At 60.4% G+C, this 14,677-nt stretch carries 11 protein-coding genes; 6 read left to right on the forward strand and 5 right to left on the reverse strand.

Translation table 11 applies throughout. The features are described 5' to 3' along the window. Window positions 1-17: 17 nt before the first annotated feature. Window positions 18-743 (reverse strand): ferritin-like domain-containing protein, encoded by a 726-nt coding sequence (locus ABD937_RS00200; RefSeq protein WP_345252558.1) that lies wholly within the window; start codon window positions 741-743, stop codon window positions 18-20. Window positions 744-1,909: 1,166 nt separating this feature from the next. Here ABD937_RS00200 and ABD937_RS00205 point away from each other — a divergent pair. Together ABD937_RS00205 and ABD937_RS00210 are read left to right on the forward strand one after the other, a co-directional pair. Next, window positions 1,910-2,296, forward strand: a complete 387-nt coding sequence (locus ABD937_RS00205) for a hypothetical protein (RefSeq protein ID WP_345252559.1) — start codon at window positions 1,910-1,912, stop codon at window positions 2,294-2,296. A 270-nt stretch (window positions 2,297-2,566) separates the two neighbouring features. After that, entirely contained in the window at window positions 2,567-3,085 is a 519-nt protein-coding gene (locus ABD937_RS00210) for a hypothetical protein (protein ID WP_345252560.1), read from the forward strand. A 239-nt stretch (window positions 3,086-3,324) separates the two neighbouring features. Here ABD937_RS00210 and ABD937_RS00215 read toward each other — a convergent pair whose 3' ends face one another. The 4 genes from ABD937_RS00215 to ABD937_RS00230 form a co-directional block, all read right to left on the reverse strand. Beyond that, the gene (locus tag ABD937_RS00215) at window positions 3,325-6,909 is read right to left on the reverse strand and encodes an efflux RND transporter permease subunit (protein ID WP_345252561.1); all 3,585 of its coding nucleotides are present in this window, start codon (window positions 6,907-6,909) and stop codon (window positions 3,325-3,327) included. 79 nt (window positions 6,910-6,988) lie between these two features. Continuing rightward, entirely contained in the window at window positions 6,989-8,143 is a 1,155-nt protein-coding gene (locus tag ABD937_RS00220; RefSeq protein ID WP_345252562.1) for an efflux RND transporter periplasmic adaptor subunit, read from the reverse strand. Window positions 8,144-8,171: 28 nt separating this feature from the next. Then, complete coding sequence (locus tag ABD937_RS00225; RefSeq protein ID WP_345252563.1) at window positions 8,172-9,566, reverse strand: TolC family protein; 1,395 nt, start codon at window positions 9,564-9,566, stop codon at window positions 8,172-8,174. Then, window positions 9,563-10,189 (reverse strand): TetR/AcrR family transcriptional regulator, encoded by a 627-nt coding sequence (locus ABD937_RS00230; protein ID WP_345252564.1) that lies wholly within the window; start codon window positions 10,187-10,189, stop codon window positions 9,563-9,565. Before ABD937_RS00230 ends, ABD937_RS00225 begins: the two co-directional genes overlap by 4 nt. 107 nt (window positions 10,190-10,296) lie before the next feature. Between ABD937_RS00230 and ABD937_RS00235 the strand changes: the two genes are divergently transcribed. The 4 genes from ABD937_RS00235 (at window position 10,297) to ABD937_RS00250 (ending at window position 14,637) form a co-directional block, all read left to right on the forward strand. Next, complete coding sequence (locus tag ABD937_RS00235) at window positions 10,297-10,974, forward strand: DUF502 domain-containing protein (protein ID WP_345252565.1); 678 nt, start codon at window positions 10,297-10,299, stop codon at window positions 10,972-10,974. Further along, the gene (locus ABD937_RS00240; protein WP_345252566.1) at window positions 10,937-11,914 is read left to right on the forward strand and encodes a zinc dependent phospholipase C family protein; all 978 of its coding nucleotides are present in this window, start codon (window positions 10,937-10,939) and stop codon (window positions 11,912-11,914) included. Before ABD937_RS00235 ends, ABD937_RS00240 begins: the two co-directional genes overlap by 38 nt. A gap of 100 nt (window positions 11,915-12,014) precedes the next feature. Continuing rightward, window positions 12,015-12,443: an SRPBCC family protein gene (locus tag ABD937_RS00245; protein ID WP_345252567.1), complete on the forward strand. Its 429-nt coding sequence runs from the start codon at window positions 12,015-12,017 to the stop codon at window positions 12,441-12,443. A gap of 148 nt (window positions 12,444-12,591) precedes the next feature. Further along, window positions 12,592-14,637 carry a M13 family metallopeptidase gene (locus tag ABD937_RS00250; protein WP_345252568.1) on the forward strand — a complete coding sequence of 682 codons (2,046 nt, stop codon included), beginning with the start codon at window positions 12,592-12,594 and terminating at the stop codon, window positions 14,635-14,637. Window positions 14,638-14,677 lie beyond the last annotated feature (40 nt).

Here is a 14,677-nt window from a genome sequence, read left to right on the forward strand (position 1 = left end):
GTGTTCAGGGTTTAAGATCAGGAGGGAAGGTTGCTCGCGTTCAGCGGGGTGCGGAGGTAGTTTTTGGCGATCTCCAGCACTTGTGTCGGGGTGCGGGCGGCGTCGAGCCCGTTGGCAGGAACGGCACCGAGCGGCTGCAGGGAGGGCAGGTCGGCGAAGGAGCCGTTCTGGAGCAGGTCGCGGATGAGCGCGGCGTGCCGTGCTTCTACGGATACGATCTTGCCGGCCAGCGTGAGGAAGTCGGAGCTTTGCAGCAGGCGTCCGGCACCGTTGTAGGCAGACACGCCAAGGTCTTCAAACGCCTTGGCCGTTCCCAGCACGGAGGCGCGGCTCGTGAAGTCGATGCTGTCGAAGTTCACTTCCAGGTTCTGGATGGCATTGGAGCCAAGCGCAGCCTTGAAGAAATCGCGGTGCGCAATCTCGTGGTCGCGGATGTCGGCGAGGTACTCCGATTCGGCTGCAGTAATACCACCATAGGGCGCCTGCATCACCTTAATATAGAACGCGGCCTCGAGCTGCTCCAGCGCGTAGGCATAGTTCAGGATGCCTACGTCGCCCGTGCCGAGGTTGACGGCCGGGGTCGTGTTGTTGTTGTCGTCATCGTCTTTCTTGCACGATACGCCGATCAGGGCAGCCGTGGCCGCGGCCGTACCGGTAAAGAGCAGGAACTTGCGGCGGTGCATCATCGATTCCAATGGGGACGACGAGGCCTGGCCGGTCTTTGCGGCAGATTGGGGATCCATAGACATTTATGGTTTTAGGGGTTGATAAAATGATTCTCCTTCACAATTACGAGCAGCGCTCACATCTAGATTGGAAAATTTTATCTTTTTTGCAGCAATTGTCATGCGCACCCAATCCGTACCCAGTTGTTGAAGACAATCAAATCACCCTAACCGGCAAGGTTACACGAAGCGGAGCTCATGCAGGCAGGTGTGAGGTCGGATCACCGCAAAAAGAGATTCCCTCCTGATCGCCGGCCACTGCCCGGTTTATCGAAGCGTTTGCCTCGATGCATCACCTGACCGGTTTGATTGCGTGCTCCTTGCTTCCTGCGCACCGGGCCCTCTTCGAACCTGTACCACACGCGGCTTACATAAGAGCAGGCACCGGCTTCACAAGCAATACAGGCTTTGCTGCCTTTATGAGGGAAAGAGCATCGATGCGCGGTCTTCCATTGCTTCTGCAGCTGCTACCCGGCAAACAGCACGGAGGATATGCGGCAAGCTCGGCTGATAAGTCAGGTTGTATCCAAAGGTCTGCTGTATGAAGGGCATGATCCCTTGTGAGATGGCAAGAGTACCCGGATGCAAACGCAGGAGCGCTGTGCGCGGCAATTCCTGAGCGCTGTTGTCCTGGTGTCAGGATACGTCAATGTGGCCGGTAAGCACGGCAGGCGGGCTGTGGCCCGTGATGGCGATGGACGCGACAGTACACCGGAATCCCGGGCTCGATATGTCTTCTTTCGTCGCGCCGTTGTGGCATAGCGTACGGCTCCTTCAATGGTTCCGAAGCCTCCATCGAGAGGGCAGCCGCTAAATGGCACGTCGTGCTTCCCATTGCCTGCCGGTTGCTGAAGGTGTCTCGATGTTCCTTCCCGCCAGCCGCTGCTGCATTCCTCGTTCATTGCCTTCTGGTCCTGGCTACCACGGCTGCGGACATGCGCGCGCAGGTGCCAGGTGTATGTCGTCGCAAGAATCCGGCTCGCGGATACATGGCCTGTCAGGTACTCCGGAACGGTTGTCTTTTTGCTCCACACCGGTGTCAGAAAGCGGGTCTGCACAAGAATCGTTTATCGTTTCCGGGTTGGATCAACATCCGTATTAATACGGTACATGAAAATTACCGGAACATAGGTATTGACTTCGGTATCCGGCTCGTCTAGCTTTGTCTTTATAAACTAAATCATATGAGAAAAATTTTCCGCGGGCCCCTGGTCCTGCTCCTTTCCCTTCTCTCCCTGATCACCATCGTGTCGTGCGAAAAAGACAAAGAGGACGTCGACGATGCGGCGCCTGGTGTGATCTACCTGCGTATCCAGAGCGATGGCGGATTCGATCACTATAACGATGACAATCCGACCATTCCGCATGGGTTCACCGAGAGCCGGTACTACGGCCCCTGCGAATCCGGCAGCTACAGCTATTCGGCGGAGGTGAATGGCTACACCTGGACAAACAGAACCTACACGCTTTCTAAGCCGGCAGATGGCAAGCGGAGAAATTACACACTGGGCTTTATTGCCACGGGAACCGGTATGAGTGCGGTTCTTAATTCAGAAGACGTTGATCAATAGGCAGGCGGAACATTGATCGTTTTCGCTGGGAACGCAAACGGGTGGCTGTCGCAAGCACCCATTCCCTTCCGAATGCACGCTTCCACCATTTCATCATGCGAGCGCCGGCTCCGGCCTTTGACGCAATGTGCTTCATCATTGCCGATTCAGCGGCTGGCTCCGGCGCTCTAGTTTATTCCTGCTATTACTATGAATGTTGTAATAAGGCAGCTCGCTGCCGTTTTGCTGCTCTGTGCCGGCTCCCGGGCTGACGCGCAAGATCGTACCTCCATGACTCAGTACAACAGGGGCGGCGCGCCGGTACCAAAGATTCCTGTAGTAAGGCATTATCTTCCGAAGCCGGGTGCTTTGGCGGCAGATACGGTTGTCGACTACAAGAATGAGAAAGTGAAGTACACCCCCACCAGGTTGATGTATGATTTGCGGTACCCGCTCTTCAATCTAAGTCTACAGGCGGAGGGCAGGTTGATCCGGAATACGATGAACATCAACGCAGACTACCAGATCTTTTTCCTGCCCAAAGGGAGCTCGTCTCCAACGTTTGACCAACTGACACTTTCGCTTGCGCCTTATATCCCGGTTAACCGCTTTTTCGGCGCCTACGAAAACCAGGATAAGGGCTTGTTCATCACTTCCCGGTTCGGGGTTACTACCACTACGTTCCGGGACTATGTATATACCTGGGGTTATGGAGTGGATCTCCTGTTCGGAAAGGTTGGGGTCGGCTTTGCAACCAAGAAGGTTGGCGAAGGCCGTACCACCTATACCGCCGGGTTGGTGTTCAGATGACGTCGGGTCCTTTGGTGGGGGAATCGACTTGCGCTGCCGGATCAGCGTACCCTACTTTACAGACCTCCAATTTTCACCGGGCGCGCTGATCTGGTAACAGCGCCTGTCCCCGGATCGTCGGCGGTGCGGAACGTTGTCCTGTTTTGGCGGTGTATTCTGGAGGGGTGCAGGCGTGCACAAAAAAGCGGCCCCGGCAATGAATGCCGGGGCCGCTGCCATGCTACAGGGAGAATCCTAACTTATACTTTGCTCGTCAAAAGCGGTTGACGCATCGGGCGCGGGCGCTGCTGGCCCATCCACACGCGCTTACCCTGGATCCGGCGCACACCGTACATGATGCCGACCGTGAGGAAGAACAGCGGACCCAGGAAGCCCAGCAGGGCCACGAACTTGGTGCCGTAGAAGCGCTCCATCGGGCGGCGCAGGCGCTCAGCCATCAGGTACATGCTCGGCACCATCACCAGCGTCATGAAGAACGCGAAGATAAGGCCGAAGATGATCGTCCAGGAAAGCGGGCCCCAGAACACTACGGAGTCGCCGCCGAAGAAGATGTGCGGGTTGAGCTCGGAGAACATCCGTGCGAAATCGATGTTGAAGCCCACGGCCAGCGGCAGCAGGCCCAGCATCGTGGCCAGCGCCGTCAGCAGTACGGGGATGATGCGGATCTTGCCCGCCTGCACGGCGGCCTCGCGGGTGCGCATGCCGCGGCCCCGGAGCTCGTCGGTGAACTCGATGAGCAGGATGCCGTTCTTCACCACGATGCCCGCAAGGCCTACGATGCCCACGCCGAACATGATCATCGCGATCGTCATGCCCGTGAGCGCATAGCCGATGAGCACGCCGATGATGGAGAAGAAGATCTCGGTAAGTACGATGAACGACTTGGCCATCGAGTTGAACTGCATCACGAGGATCAGGAAGATCAGCAGGAGCGCCGTCACGAGCGCCCAAACGAGGAAGCTCATGGTCTCTGCCTGCTGCTCGCTCACACCGCTCTGGCGGATCGTAACGGTGGACGGTACCTTGTACTTTCGCTTGAACTCGTCGAGCTTGAGCGCGAGGTCATCGTTGATCCGCTGGGTCTCGCTTTCCACCAGCACGTTCGACTGCAATTGGATCGTCCGCTTCAGGTTCTTGCGCCGGATACCGCCGGAGGTGGTGGTGTTGTCGCGCCGGGCCACGGCGCTCAGCGGAATCTGCTTGATGGCGCCGGTGGTGAAGTCGCGGAAGGTGAGGCGCATGTTCATGAGGTCGGTGATGTTGTTGCGCACGAGGTCGGAGGAGCGGAGCTGGATCTTGTACTCTTCTTCGCCTTCCTTGAGCTTGCTCACTTCGCGGCCGAATACGGCCGTACGCAGCTCCATGCCGATCTGCGCGGTGCTGATGCCTTCAGCCATAGCGCGCTCGCGGTCGATAGTAATGGAGATCTCGGGATTCGACAGGTCCACGTCGGTGCGCAGGCGCTCGATGCCTTCGATGCGGTTTGTGTCGATGTAGTTCTTGATGTCGGTGGCTACACGGGCGATCTCGCTGAAGTTGTCGCCGATCACTTCCACGTTCACCGGCGGGTCGGTTTGCGGGCCGCCGGCCTCGGAAGCTACGGTCACTTCCGCGCCCGGAATGCCCTGCACCGCCTTGCGGATCTTGTCGATGTAAGGCAGCGTTGCCTTGCCGCCGCGCTTGTCGAATTCCACAAACGACACCTGCACGCGGCCTAGGTTCGACTGTATGGAGCGATTGATGTCTTCGGGCGGGGTAGCGCTCACGGCTACGTTGGAGATGATGCTCTCCACCATGGAGCCTTCCGTACCCGGCTTCTCGGCTTCGAGCACCTTGTAGATGCGGCGCTCCAGTACCTGCGTCACCGAGTCGGTGTATTTGACGTCGGTGCCCACGGGCAGCTTGAGGTAGGTATAAATGAAGTTGGGGTCGCCGCTCGGGAAGAAGGTGGAGCCCGGCTTCGTGGCCACCAGTACGCCCAGCGAGATCGGGAACAGCAGGAACATGGCCACCAGCAGCCACACCGGCCGGCGCCCGTGCAGTACCCAGCGCAGCAGCTTTTCGTAGCGGTTCATCATGGAAGGCAAAGCCTTGTTCTGGAAGTAGTGGATGACGTCGCGCAGCACGAACACGTTGAAGATCGAGAGCACCGCCATAAACAGCAGGAAGTTGCCGACGCCGGGCCAGCCCGCGAGGTGGAACAGCAGGCCGAAACCAATGGCGACCCAGAAGATCGGGCGGCGGAAGAGGGCCTTCTTCGGCGACTCGTGCTCCTTGCCCTCCGGGTGCATGAACGACACGGCGAACACCGGGTTGAACACGAAGGCCACGATGAGCGAGGCGGCAAGCGTGAGGATCAGCATCGTTGGGAGGTAGATCATGAACTTGCCGATCAGTCCTTTCCAGAACAGGAGCGGGAAGAACGGGGCCAGCGTCGTGAGCGTACCCGCAAGCACCGGGATCCACACCTCGCCCGCAGCTTCCTTGGCCGAGCGCACGATCGGGACCTTGCCGTTCGCATAAATACGGTGCGTGTTTTCGATCACCACGATGGCGTCGTCCACGATGATGCCGAGGCCGAAGAGCAGGGCGAAGAGCACGATGAAGTTGAGCGTGACGTCGGTGCCCACGATCCAGTCGGCCACGGGCAGGAAGAGGAAGGCCACGAACACCGAGAGCGGTACCGAAAGCGCCACGAAGAAGGCGTTGGTGACGCCCATGAAGAACATCAGCACCACGAGCACGAGGATGAAGCCGATGATGATGGTGTTCACGAGCTCGTTGAAGGAGGTCTTCGTCTGCTTCGACATATCGCCGGTGAACACGGCGCGCAGGTCGGGCGGCAGCTCGCCGGTCTTCTGCATTGTGGCGATCGTGGCTTTCACTTTATCGGCACAGTCGATCAGGTTCTCGCCCGAGCGCTTCACGATGTTGATCGTGATCACCGGCTTTCCGTCGAGGCGGGCATAGGATTCCTTTTCTTTCACCGTATCGCGGATCTCGGCGATGTCGCGCAGGTAGATGGGGGCGCCGGCGGTATTCTTGACCACCACGTTGCGCAGGTCGAGCGCAGCGTCGAACTGGCCCTTCACGCGGAGGGTGCGGCGCATGTTGCCGACTTCGATCTGTCCGCCGGAGATATCGTTGTTCTCGTACTTGATGGCGTTGTCGATATCGTTGAACGTGATGCGCGCGGCCTGCATCTTGTAGGGGTCCACGTTTACCTGGATCTCGCGCTCGGGCGCACCCACGATGTCGGCGCGGGTGATCTCCTTGAGCTCCTCCACGCGGTCCTGAATGTCGTCGGCGAATTTCTTGAGCTTCACCGCGTCGTAGTTGCCGGAGATGTTGAGGTACATGATGGGGAACTCCGAGAAGGAGAACTCCTGTACGTCGGGCTCCTGCGTGAGGTCGTTGGGCAGGTCGCCGCGCGCTTTGTCCACGGCATCCTTCACCTTCTGCTTCGCGATATCGGTCTTGACGTCGGTGTCGAACTCCACGGTGATGAGGGAGTAGTCCTGCTGCGAGATCGAGTTCACCTTATTGACCTTGGCGCCCGAGATCGACTTGATCTGCTTTTCGATGGGGCGGGTCACGAGGTTCTCGATGTCGGAGGGCGAGTTGCCCACGTGCACGGTGATGATCGATACCGTAGGCACCACGATGTCGGGGAACTGCTCTTTCGGCAGCGTATTGAATTTGACGAGGCCATACGCGGAGATAAGGATGGCCAGTATATAGACGACGGTGCGGTTGTCCACAGCCCAGCTCGTGACCGGGAACTGCTTGAACTTCTTACCGACGCCTTCGATGAGTTTTTTCATGACGGTATTTTGGTCAATGGTCAATGGTCAATGGTGAATCGGGTGACGGCGCATTGACCATTCACCATTCACCATTCACCTATTTTGCAACTGCGATCAGCTGTCCTTCGTACAGCTCCTGGTAGCCCTCGGTGATGAGCTGGTCGCCGCTGGAGAGGCCGCTCTTCACCTCGATGGTTTCGCCGTAAGATTCGCCCACCTGCACGCTGCGCTTGCGGGCCACGGTCTTGGCGCCTTCTTTCGCGAGCACATATACATACTTACCCTTCTCGTCGCTCTGCACCACGTTGAGCGGCACCGTCACGACGTTGGGGTTGTTGTAGTCCTGGATCTTGACTTTCACTACCTGGTTCGGCTTGATGGCGGCGTCGGCCGGGATGCGGGCTTCTACCACGAAGCCGCGGGTGTCGGCGTTGATCGACTGGCTGATGACCGAAATGCTGCTCGTGAGCGTGCGGTTCAGGTCGGGGAGCTCAAGCTGCACCGGGGTGCCCTTCTTCACGCGGGCGAGGTAGGTCTCGGGGATGTTGGCCGTCACCTTCAGCGAGGAGTTGTTGACGATGCGGATGCGCGGGCCCATCGGGTTGGCGGCGAACATCTCGCCGGCGTGCACCGTTACTTCGTCGGCGATGCCGCTCGTTTCCGCATACACGTTGCTCATGTTGGCCGATTCGCGGGCGGTGGCGAGTTGCTTCTCGAGGGCAGTCACCTGGCTGCGGGCCTGGATCAGCTGCACCTCGGTGCCGATGTCTTCCTTCCACAGCTTCTGCTGGCGGTTATAGAGGTCGCGGGCAGTGACGAGTTGCGACTCGATCTGCGCGATCTGGGTGCGGGCGATGGCGTCGTCGAGCTTCAGCAGCAGCTGGCCCTTGCGCACCGGCTGGCCCTGCGTCACATATACGGCCTTCACGAGGCCGCCGCCGTTGCGGGGCGCCGCGTAGGAGATGTTGTTGCTCTCCACCTTGCCCTGCAGCTCGATGTAGTGCGTGAAGTTGTCGGTGCCGAGGGGCATTACCGTTACCAGCTTGGCCGTGGCGGCCGCGACGGAGGGGTCGAGGGCGGCGATCTCGCCTTCGAGCTTCACGATCTTGTCGCTCAGTTCTTTTTGCTCGCCGCGCAGCTTCTGCAGCTCCGCTTTTTTATCGTTGAGGGCGGCGTTGCCGTCCTTCTTGCTGCTGCCGCAGGCGCTCAGGAAGAGGGCCAGGGCAACGCTGTAGATGATCCGGAAATTCATATCGTAGCTTTTGAGGGGTGGTGATGGTTTATTGCAGTTTGCCCGTGGCCTTCAGGAAGTCCACCTTCGCCACGAGGGCGTCGTAGAGGGCGTTGATGTAGTTGGATTGCGACACGCGCAGGTCGGCGTCGGCATTGGTGATCTCGGTCTGCGAGCCGGAGCCGATCTCGTATTTCTTCTTCGTCTGGTTGTACACCTTTTCGGCGAGCTCCAGGTTGCGCTTCTGGTTTTCGAGCGTGGCGAGCGCATTGGTGTAGTTGTTGCGCGCCTGCTGCACGTCGCGGTCGATTACGAGCTTGAGCCCCTCGAGCTGGTTCTGCGATTGCTGCAGCTGGAGCTGCGAGCGCTGGATGCGCGCCGCCCGGGCGAAGCCGTCGAACACCGGCACCGATACGTTGAGCCCGATCGAGGCGCCCTTGCTCCAGGGACCGCCGAAGCCGAACTTGTCGGACTGCCGCAGCACGTTATAGCCCGAGCTGAGCGCCACGGTGGGCAGCCGGGTGAGCTTGTAGCGCTTGATGTTGTACTTGCCGAGCTCGATGCCTTTCTCGGCATACTGGAACTCCTTGCGGTCGGCATAGGTGTATTGCGTGGCGTCGAGCACCCCGCTGCGCACCTGCTCATAGCTCACCGTGTCGGTCAGCACCAGCGAGTCGGTCGTAGGCATGCCCAGGAGCAGCTTGAGCCCGAGGTAGCCATTGTCGACCTGGTTGAGCACCTTGAGTTTCTCGGTAGCGAGGTTGTTGCGCTGCACGGTCACCTTGTCGATGTCGAGCTTCTCGGCAAAGCCGGCTTCGTACAGCTTGCGCGTGTCGGCGGCGAGCTTGTCGAGGCGCACGAGGTTGGCATCGAGGATCCCGATCTGGTACTTGGCGGCGGCCAGCTGGTAATAGATCTTGTACACGTTGGCGCGGATGCCTTCCTCCGTTACCTCGGCGCCTTTGCGGGCAAACTCCATGGTGGCGCGGCGGGCCTGCAGGCCCACGAACACCTGTCCTTCGAAGAGCAGCTGCTGCAGCGACACGCCGGCGTTGTTGGTCCACTTGGTGCCGAAGGCGGCCTCGATAAAGCCCACGTCGGCCGGCATCTGGATCGACTGCCCCGAGCCGTTCTTGACGCCTTCCTGGGCCAGCACCCCGTAGGTCCCGAGGGCGATGAAGTTGGGGAAGCGCTGCGCGAGCACGAGCGGGTTGTAGGTGATGCCCGCATTGGCGTTGATCTGAGGGTAGGCGGCAGCCGTCACCTCGCGGTTCGTCTGCTCCTGGATGCTGATGTCGATCAGCGCGTTCTTGACCTGCACGTTGTTCTTGCCGGCATAGTCGGCGGCCTGCTTCGCGGAGAAGGCGTGCCGCTGCTGGGCGTCGGCGCCGGTGGCGGCACCGAGGGCGACGAGCAGGAGCCAGGTGGTGGTTTTGAGGTTCATCGGTCTGATTTTATGGTGCTTCGTTGTTTCTTGTAGCGCTGTACGAGCTTGACGCCCTTGGCCGTGGCGATGCCGTAGAGGAAGACCTCCAGCAGCTCGCGCTGCACGTGTACCAGGTTGTTGCGGCTTGCCGGGAACACGTCGAGGTTGAAGGCCTGCATCATGCTGAAGAGCCGGTACCGAACCATGATGTCGATATCGAAATCATCCCGGTACAGCTCCTCCCGGATGCCGCGCTCGATGTTGGCGCGCAGCGTGCCGGCGAGGAAGTCGTTCTGGTAGGCCTTGAACTTGCTGTAGGTAGGCGCGTGGTACTTCTCCATGTCGAAGAGCACTGACGGGTTCATGTTCTCGAACATTTCCTGCACCCCGTCGAAGGCGAGGAACACCTCGTGGATGGCGTTGTCGGAATGCTCGAGCGAGCGGCCGCAGTTGTGCTTGTTGTCTTCCATCACCCCGCTGAACACGGCGTTCACGAGTTCTTCCTTGTCGGCGTAGTACTGATAGAGGGTCTTCTTCGACATGCCCGTCTGGGTGGCGATGTCGTCCATGGATACGGAGCGGATCCCGTAGCGGTTAAACAGCTCGTGCGCTTTGACGAGTATGCGTTCTTTGGGTTCCATAATCGGCCGCAAAACTATGGAAACTTTTTCCGTAACCAAAGTTTCCACCATTATTTTTTGATGAAATGCCCATTTCCGCGGATGAGCCGCGCCGTTACCTTTGCGTCATGGACCGACCCAACGCCGCCAATCCCGACCGCTTCCGCTTCAAGAACCTGTTCCAGTATTTCCTGCAGGGGCTGCTGGTGCTGGCGCCCATTGCGGTGACGGCCTATGCCGTGTATTGGATCGTAACGGGCATCGACGACCTGCTCCCCATCTTCGTGGAGCGGAACGCCGAGGGCAAGGTGGTGATCCGCAACTACGGTCTCGGTTTCCTGATCATCCTGGTGGGCATCTGCGTCATCGGCTACGTGTCCACCTTCTTCATCCGCAACCGCCTCTTCTCGCTGTTCGATATGCTCCTGAGCAAGACGCCGGGCATCCGCTTCATCTATTCCACGGTGAAGGACTTTACCGAGGCGCTCGGCGGCGACAAGAAGAAGTTCAGCCGCCCGGTGCTCGCCAATATCGACGATACCGACGTGTGGCGCGTCGGCTTCATCACGCAGGACCATGCGCGCGACTTCGGCTTCGAGGACGACTACGTGGCGGTGTACATCCCGATGTCGTACTCCATCGCCGGCAACGTGTACCTGCTGCCGCTGGCGCGGGTGCGGCCCATCTCCAACATCGCCGCGGGCGACGCCATGAAGTTTGTGCTGAGCGGCGGCGTCACGCAGGTCGACGACGATAAACACAAGCACGATGAGCAAGCTGAAACGACTGCTGCTGCTGGGCGCTAGCCTTTGCCTTTCGCTGCCGGCCGCCTGCTGGGGCTTCTGGGGGCACCGCCAGATCAACTACTACGCGGTGTTCCTGCTGCCGCCGGAGCTCATCGCCTTTTACAAGCCGCACATCACCTATCTCTCCGAGCATGCCGTTGACCCCGACATGCGGCGCTACCTGGTGCCCGCGGAGGGGCCAAGGCACTATATCGACATCGACCGCTATGGCAGCTATCCCTACCCGGACCTCCCGCGCCGCTGGGACAGTGCCGTGGCCCGCTACGGTAAGGACACCCTCGAGGCGCATGGTACCGTGCCCTGGTGGGTCCCGGCGATGCAGGCGCGCCTCACGCAGGCGTTCAAAGAAGGCGATGCCGCGCGCATCCTGAAGCTATCGGCCGAGCTCGGCCACTATATCGGTGACGCGCACGTGCCCCTGCACGCCTCCTCCAATCACAACGGGCAGAAGACGGGGCAGCACGGCATCCACGGGCTCTGGGAGAGCCGCGTACCGGAGCTGCTGGCGAGGGAGCAATGGAGCTTCGTGATCGGGCATGCGGGCTATATCGAAAACCCGTCGGCCTATATCTGGGACCGGGTGCTGGAAAGTGCGGCAGCAGCCGATACGGTGCTTCGACTCGAGCGAGAACTCTCGCTCCGCTACCCGGCGCAGCAAAAGGTGGCCTACGAGGAGCGCAACGGGAAGCTGACGCGGCAGTATGCCGAAGGCTTCGTCCGTGCCTACGACCGCTCCATGAAGGGGATGGTGGAGCGGCGGATGCGCGCCGCCATCTACGCGGTAGCGTCGTTCTGGTACACGGCCTGGGTAGATGCAGGCCAGCCCGACCTGAAGGCGCTGGTGAAAAAGCCGCCGACGCCGGAGGAGGAAGCCGAGCTGAAGCGCCTGCACGAAGGCTGGCGCAACGGTGCCATCCTGGGCAGGAGCGAGGAGCATTAGAGCAGGAACACCGATAGTACGGATGCTACGGATCTTTACGGATCTGTACTTATCCGTGCCATCTGTATCATCCGTGTTCGTTCTCGACTACCTTTCCGCCATGGAAGAAACCCTCGTTTTCGAGCGCCGCTTCGACGCGCCCCCTGCGCAGGTATGGAAAGCCCTGACCGATACCGAAGAAATGCGCAACTGGTATTTCAGCCTGGAAGATTTCCAGCCTGTGCCAGGCTTCGCGTTCTCCTTCGTGGGCGGTCCGCCCGACGGCATTCAATACATTCACCGCTGCGTGGTTACGGAAGCCGTGCCGGAGCGCGTGCTGGCACACACCTGGGACTATCAAGGGTATAGCGGCTCCTCCACCGTGCGCTGGGAGCTGGCCCCCGACGGCGCCGGAACAAGGCTGCGCCTGACGCACGCAGGCATCGGCACGTTTCCCGAATCCAACCCCGACCTCGCCATCGCCAACTTCCGCCAGGGCTGGACGGAGATCATCCACACCCACCTGCGGGGCTACCTGGAGCGGGGCTGAAGTCAAAAGTCAAAAGTCAAAAGTCAAAAGGGGGAGCCGCGGAGAAGGTCCTGCGCCTTCTGGGTTTTTGACTTTTGACTTTCGAGTTTGGTTGCGGAGTATCACCGCCGGGTGCGATTGCGTACCTTTCAAGAACACGAACTGCCTCATGAAACCAATCCTGCTCCTCCTGGCCGCCTGCATCGGCCACGCCGCCGCTGCGCAGCGCACCTTCCTCGATACCGCGGCATTTGACCGGTCGGTTGCTCCCGGCGACGATTTTTACGCCTTCGCCAACGGCGGATGGCTGAAGCGCAACGAGATCCCGCCCACCGAAACCGCCTGGGGCGCCGCCACGATCGCCGGCAGGCAGGTAAAGCAGCGCCTCGAAGCCGTGTTGACCTCCCTTGCCGCCGAAAAACAAGCTGCCGGCAGTAATGCCCACAAGCTGGCCGTCTTTTACAGCAGCGGACTCGATACCGTTGCCATCGAGCGGGCGGGAATGGCCCCGGTCGCGTCCGACCTCGCCGGCATCGAAGCCATCCGCACCGGCACCGACCTGGTCGACGCGGTGATCCGCCAGTACACGACCGGCCTCGTAGGAATACCCTCGCCCTTCAGGAATTCCATCACGCCCGTGCCGCCGCTGTTCGTCATCTCCAATTTCCCCGACCAGCTCACCAACGAGCTGGAGCTCGTGACCCTGCAGCAAGGCGGTATGGGCATGCCCGAGAAGTCGTACTATTTCGATACGAGCCCGAAAGCCACCGGCATCCGCAACCGGTACCGCGGCTACGTGCAGACCCTGCTGGAGCGCTCCGGGCTGCCCGCGGCCGAAGCCGCTGCCTCCGCCGACGCCGTGCTGGCACTGGAAACCCGCCTTGCCGCCGGCGCCCGCACGGCCACGCAGAACCGCGACCGCCCGAAGCTGCTCAACGTCTTTTCCACGGAGCAGGTAGACCAGCGGTACCCGCAACTGGGCTGGGGCCGCATGGCAAAAGCATTGGGACTCTATGGCGCGCGCCTCTTTGTATACCAACCCGAATTCTTCGATACACTCAACAGGGAGCTGTCGGCTACGCCGGTGCCCGTATGGAAGGCCTACCTGCGGGTGCGCCTGCTGAGTAACGCGGCGCCCTACCTGAGTAGCCCCTTCGCCAACGCTTATTTCGATTTCTACAAGACCGCGCTTACCGGGCAGGCCACGATGCGGAGCCGCCAGGAAGAAGTGGTCAACATCGTGGAGGACCTTACGGGCGAGCTGCTCGCCGAGGCCTATATGCAACGCTACTTCCCGGCCGGCGCCAAGCGGCGGATCGACGACCTCGTGGCCAATATCGTGACCACCTTCGGCGAGCGCATCGCCGGCAATACCTGGCTCACGGAGGAAACGAAGAAGAACGCCCTCCTCAAGCTTTCGACCCTGAAGCGGAAGATCGCCCACCCCGACCACTGGCGCGACTACCGCGGGCTCCGCTTCGGCACCAGCTTCTTCGAAAACGTAAGGGCTGCCACGCTTTTCGATTTTCGCTTTAACGCGGACCTTACGGGGAAGCCGGTGAACCGCGACATGTGGGTGATGACGCCCACCCGCCAGAACGCGTATTACAATGCCTTCAACAACGAGATCGTATTCGGCGCGGGCCTGCTGCTGCCGCCCTTCTTTGATGCGGAAGCCGACGATGCAGTGAACTACGGCGCCATCGCCACCATCATCGGCCACGAGATCAGCCATGGCTTCGACCTGCGCGGCAGCCAATACGACGAGAAGGGCCGGTACCGCAACTGGTGGAGCCAGGCCGACCGTGAGCAGTTCGAGGCAAAGGGCGCTGCCCTGGCCGCGCAGTACGACCGCTACGTGGTGATCGACAGCCTCCGCGTGAACGGCAAGCTGACCCTGACCGAGAACATCAGCGACCTCTGCGGGCTCATTGTGGCCTACGAGGCATTCAGGAAGACACCGCAGGGCAGGAGCAACAAGAAGATCGACGGGCTCACCCCCGATCAGCGGTTCTTCCTGGCAAGCGCGGCCAAGTTTCGTCGCCACCAGCGGCCCGAGAGCCTCCGAACCCAGGTGCTTACCGACCCGCACGCACCCGGAAAATTCCGCGCCAATGGCCCCCTGTCGAACTTTCCCGCTTTCTATGCAGCCTTCGGCATCAAGCCGGGCGATGCTATGTGGCGGCCGGAAGGGGAGCGCGTGCTGATGTGGTAAACCCGCGGTGCTGTACTGCTCCATTTACCCGAAACTGTTT

Origin of the sequence: Flaviaestuariibacter amylovorans (assembly GCF_039541815.1) — a bacterium.
GTDB lineage: Bacteria > Bacteroidota > Bacteroidia > Chitinophagales > Chitinophagaceae > Flavisolibacter > Flavisolibacter amylovorans.

Coding starts and splice junctions, on each gene's coding strand:
- ABD937_RS00200 (WP_345252558.1), bottom strand. CDS start 743: ATGGATCCCCAATCTGCCGCAAAGACCGGCCAGGCCTCGTCGTCCCCA.
- ABD937_RS00205 (WP_345252559.1), top strand. CDS start 1,910: ATGAGAAAAATTTTCCGCGGGCCCCTGGTCCTGCTCCTTTCCCTTCTC.
- ABD937_RS00210 (WP_345252560.1), top strand. CDS start 2,567: ATGACTCAGTACAACAGGGGCGGCGCGCCGGTACCAAAGATTCCTGTA.
- ABD937_RS00215 (WP_345252561.1), bottom strand. CDS start 6,909: ATGAAAAAACTCATCGAAGGCGTCGGTAAGAAGTTCAAGCAGTTCCCG.
- ABD937_RS00220 (WP_345252562.1), bottom strand. CDS start 8,143: ATGAATTTCCGGATCATCTACAGCGTTGCCCTGGCCCTCTTCCTGAGC.
- ABD937_RS00225 (WP_345252563.1), bottom strand. CDS start 9,566: ATGAACCTCAAAACCACCACCTGGCTCCTGCTCGTCGCCCTCGGTGCC.
- ABD937_RS00230 (WP_345252564.1), bottom strand. CDS start 10,189: ATGGAACCCAAAGAACGCATACTCGTCAAAGCGCACGAGCTGTTTAAC.
- ABD937_RS00235 (WP_345252565.1), top strand. CDS start 10,297: ATGGACCGACCCAACGCCGCCAATCCCGACCGCTTCCGCTTCAAGAAC.
- ABD937_RS00240 (WP_345252566.1), top strand. CDS start 10,937: ATGAGCAAGCTGAAACGACTGCTGCTGCTGGGCGCTAGCCTTTGCCTT.
- ABD937_RS00245 (WP_345252567.1), top strand. CDS start 12,015: ATGGAAGAAACCCTCGTTTTCGAGCGCCGCTTCGACGCGCCCCCTGCG.
- ABD937_RS00250 (WP_345252568.1), top strand. CDS start 12,592: ATGAAACCAATCCTGCTCCTCCTGGCCGCCTGCATCGGCCACGCCGCC.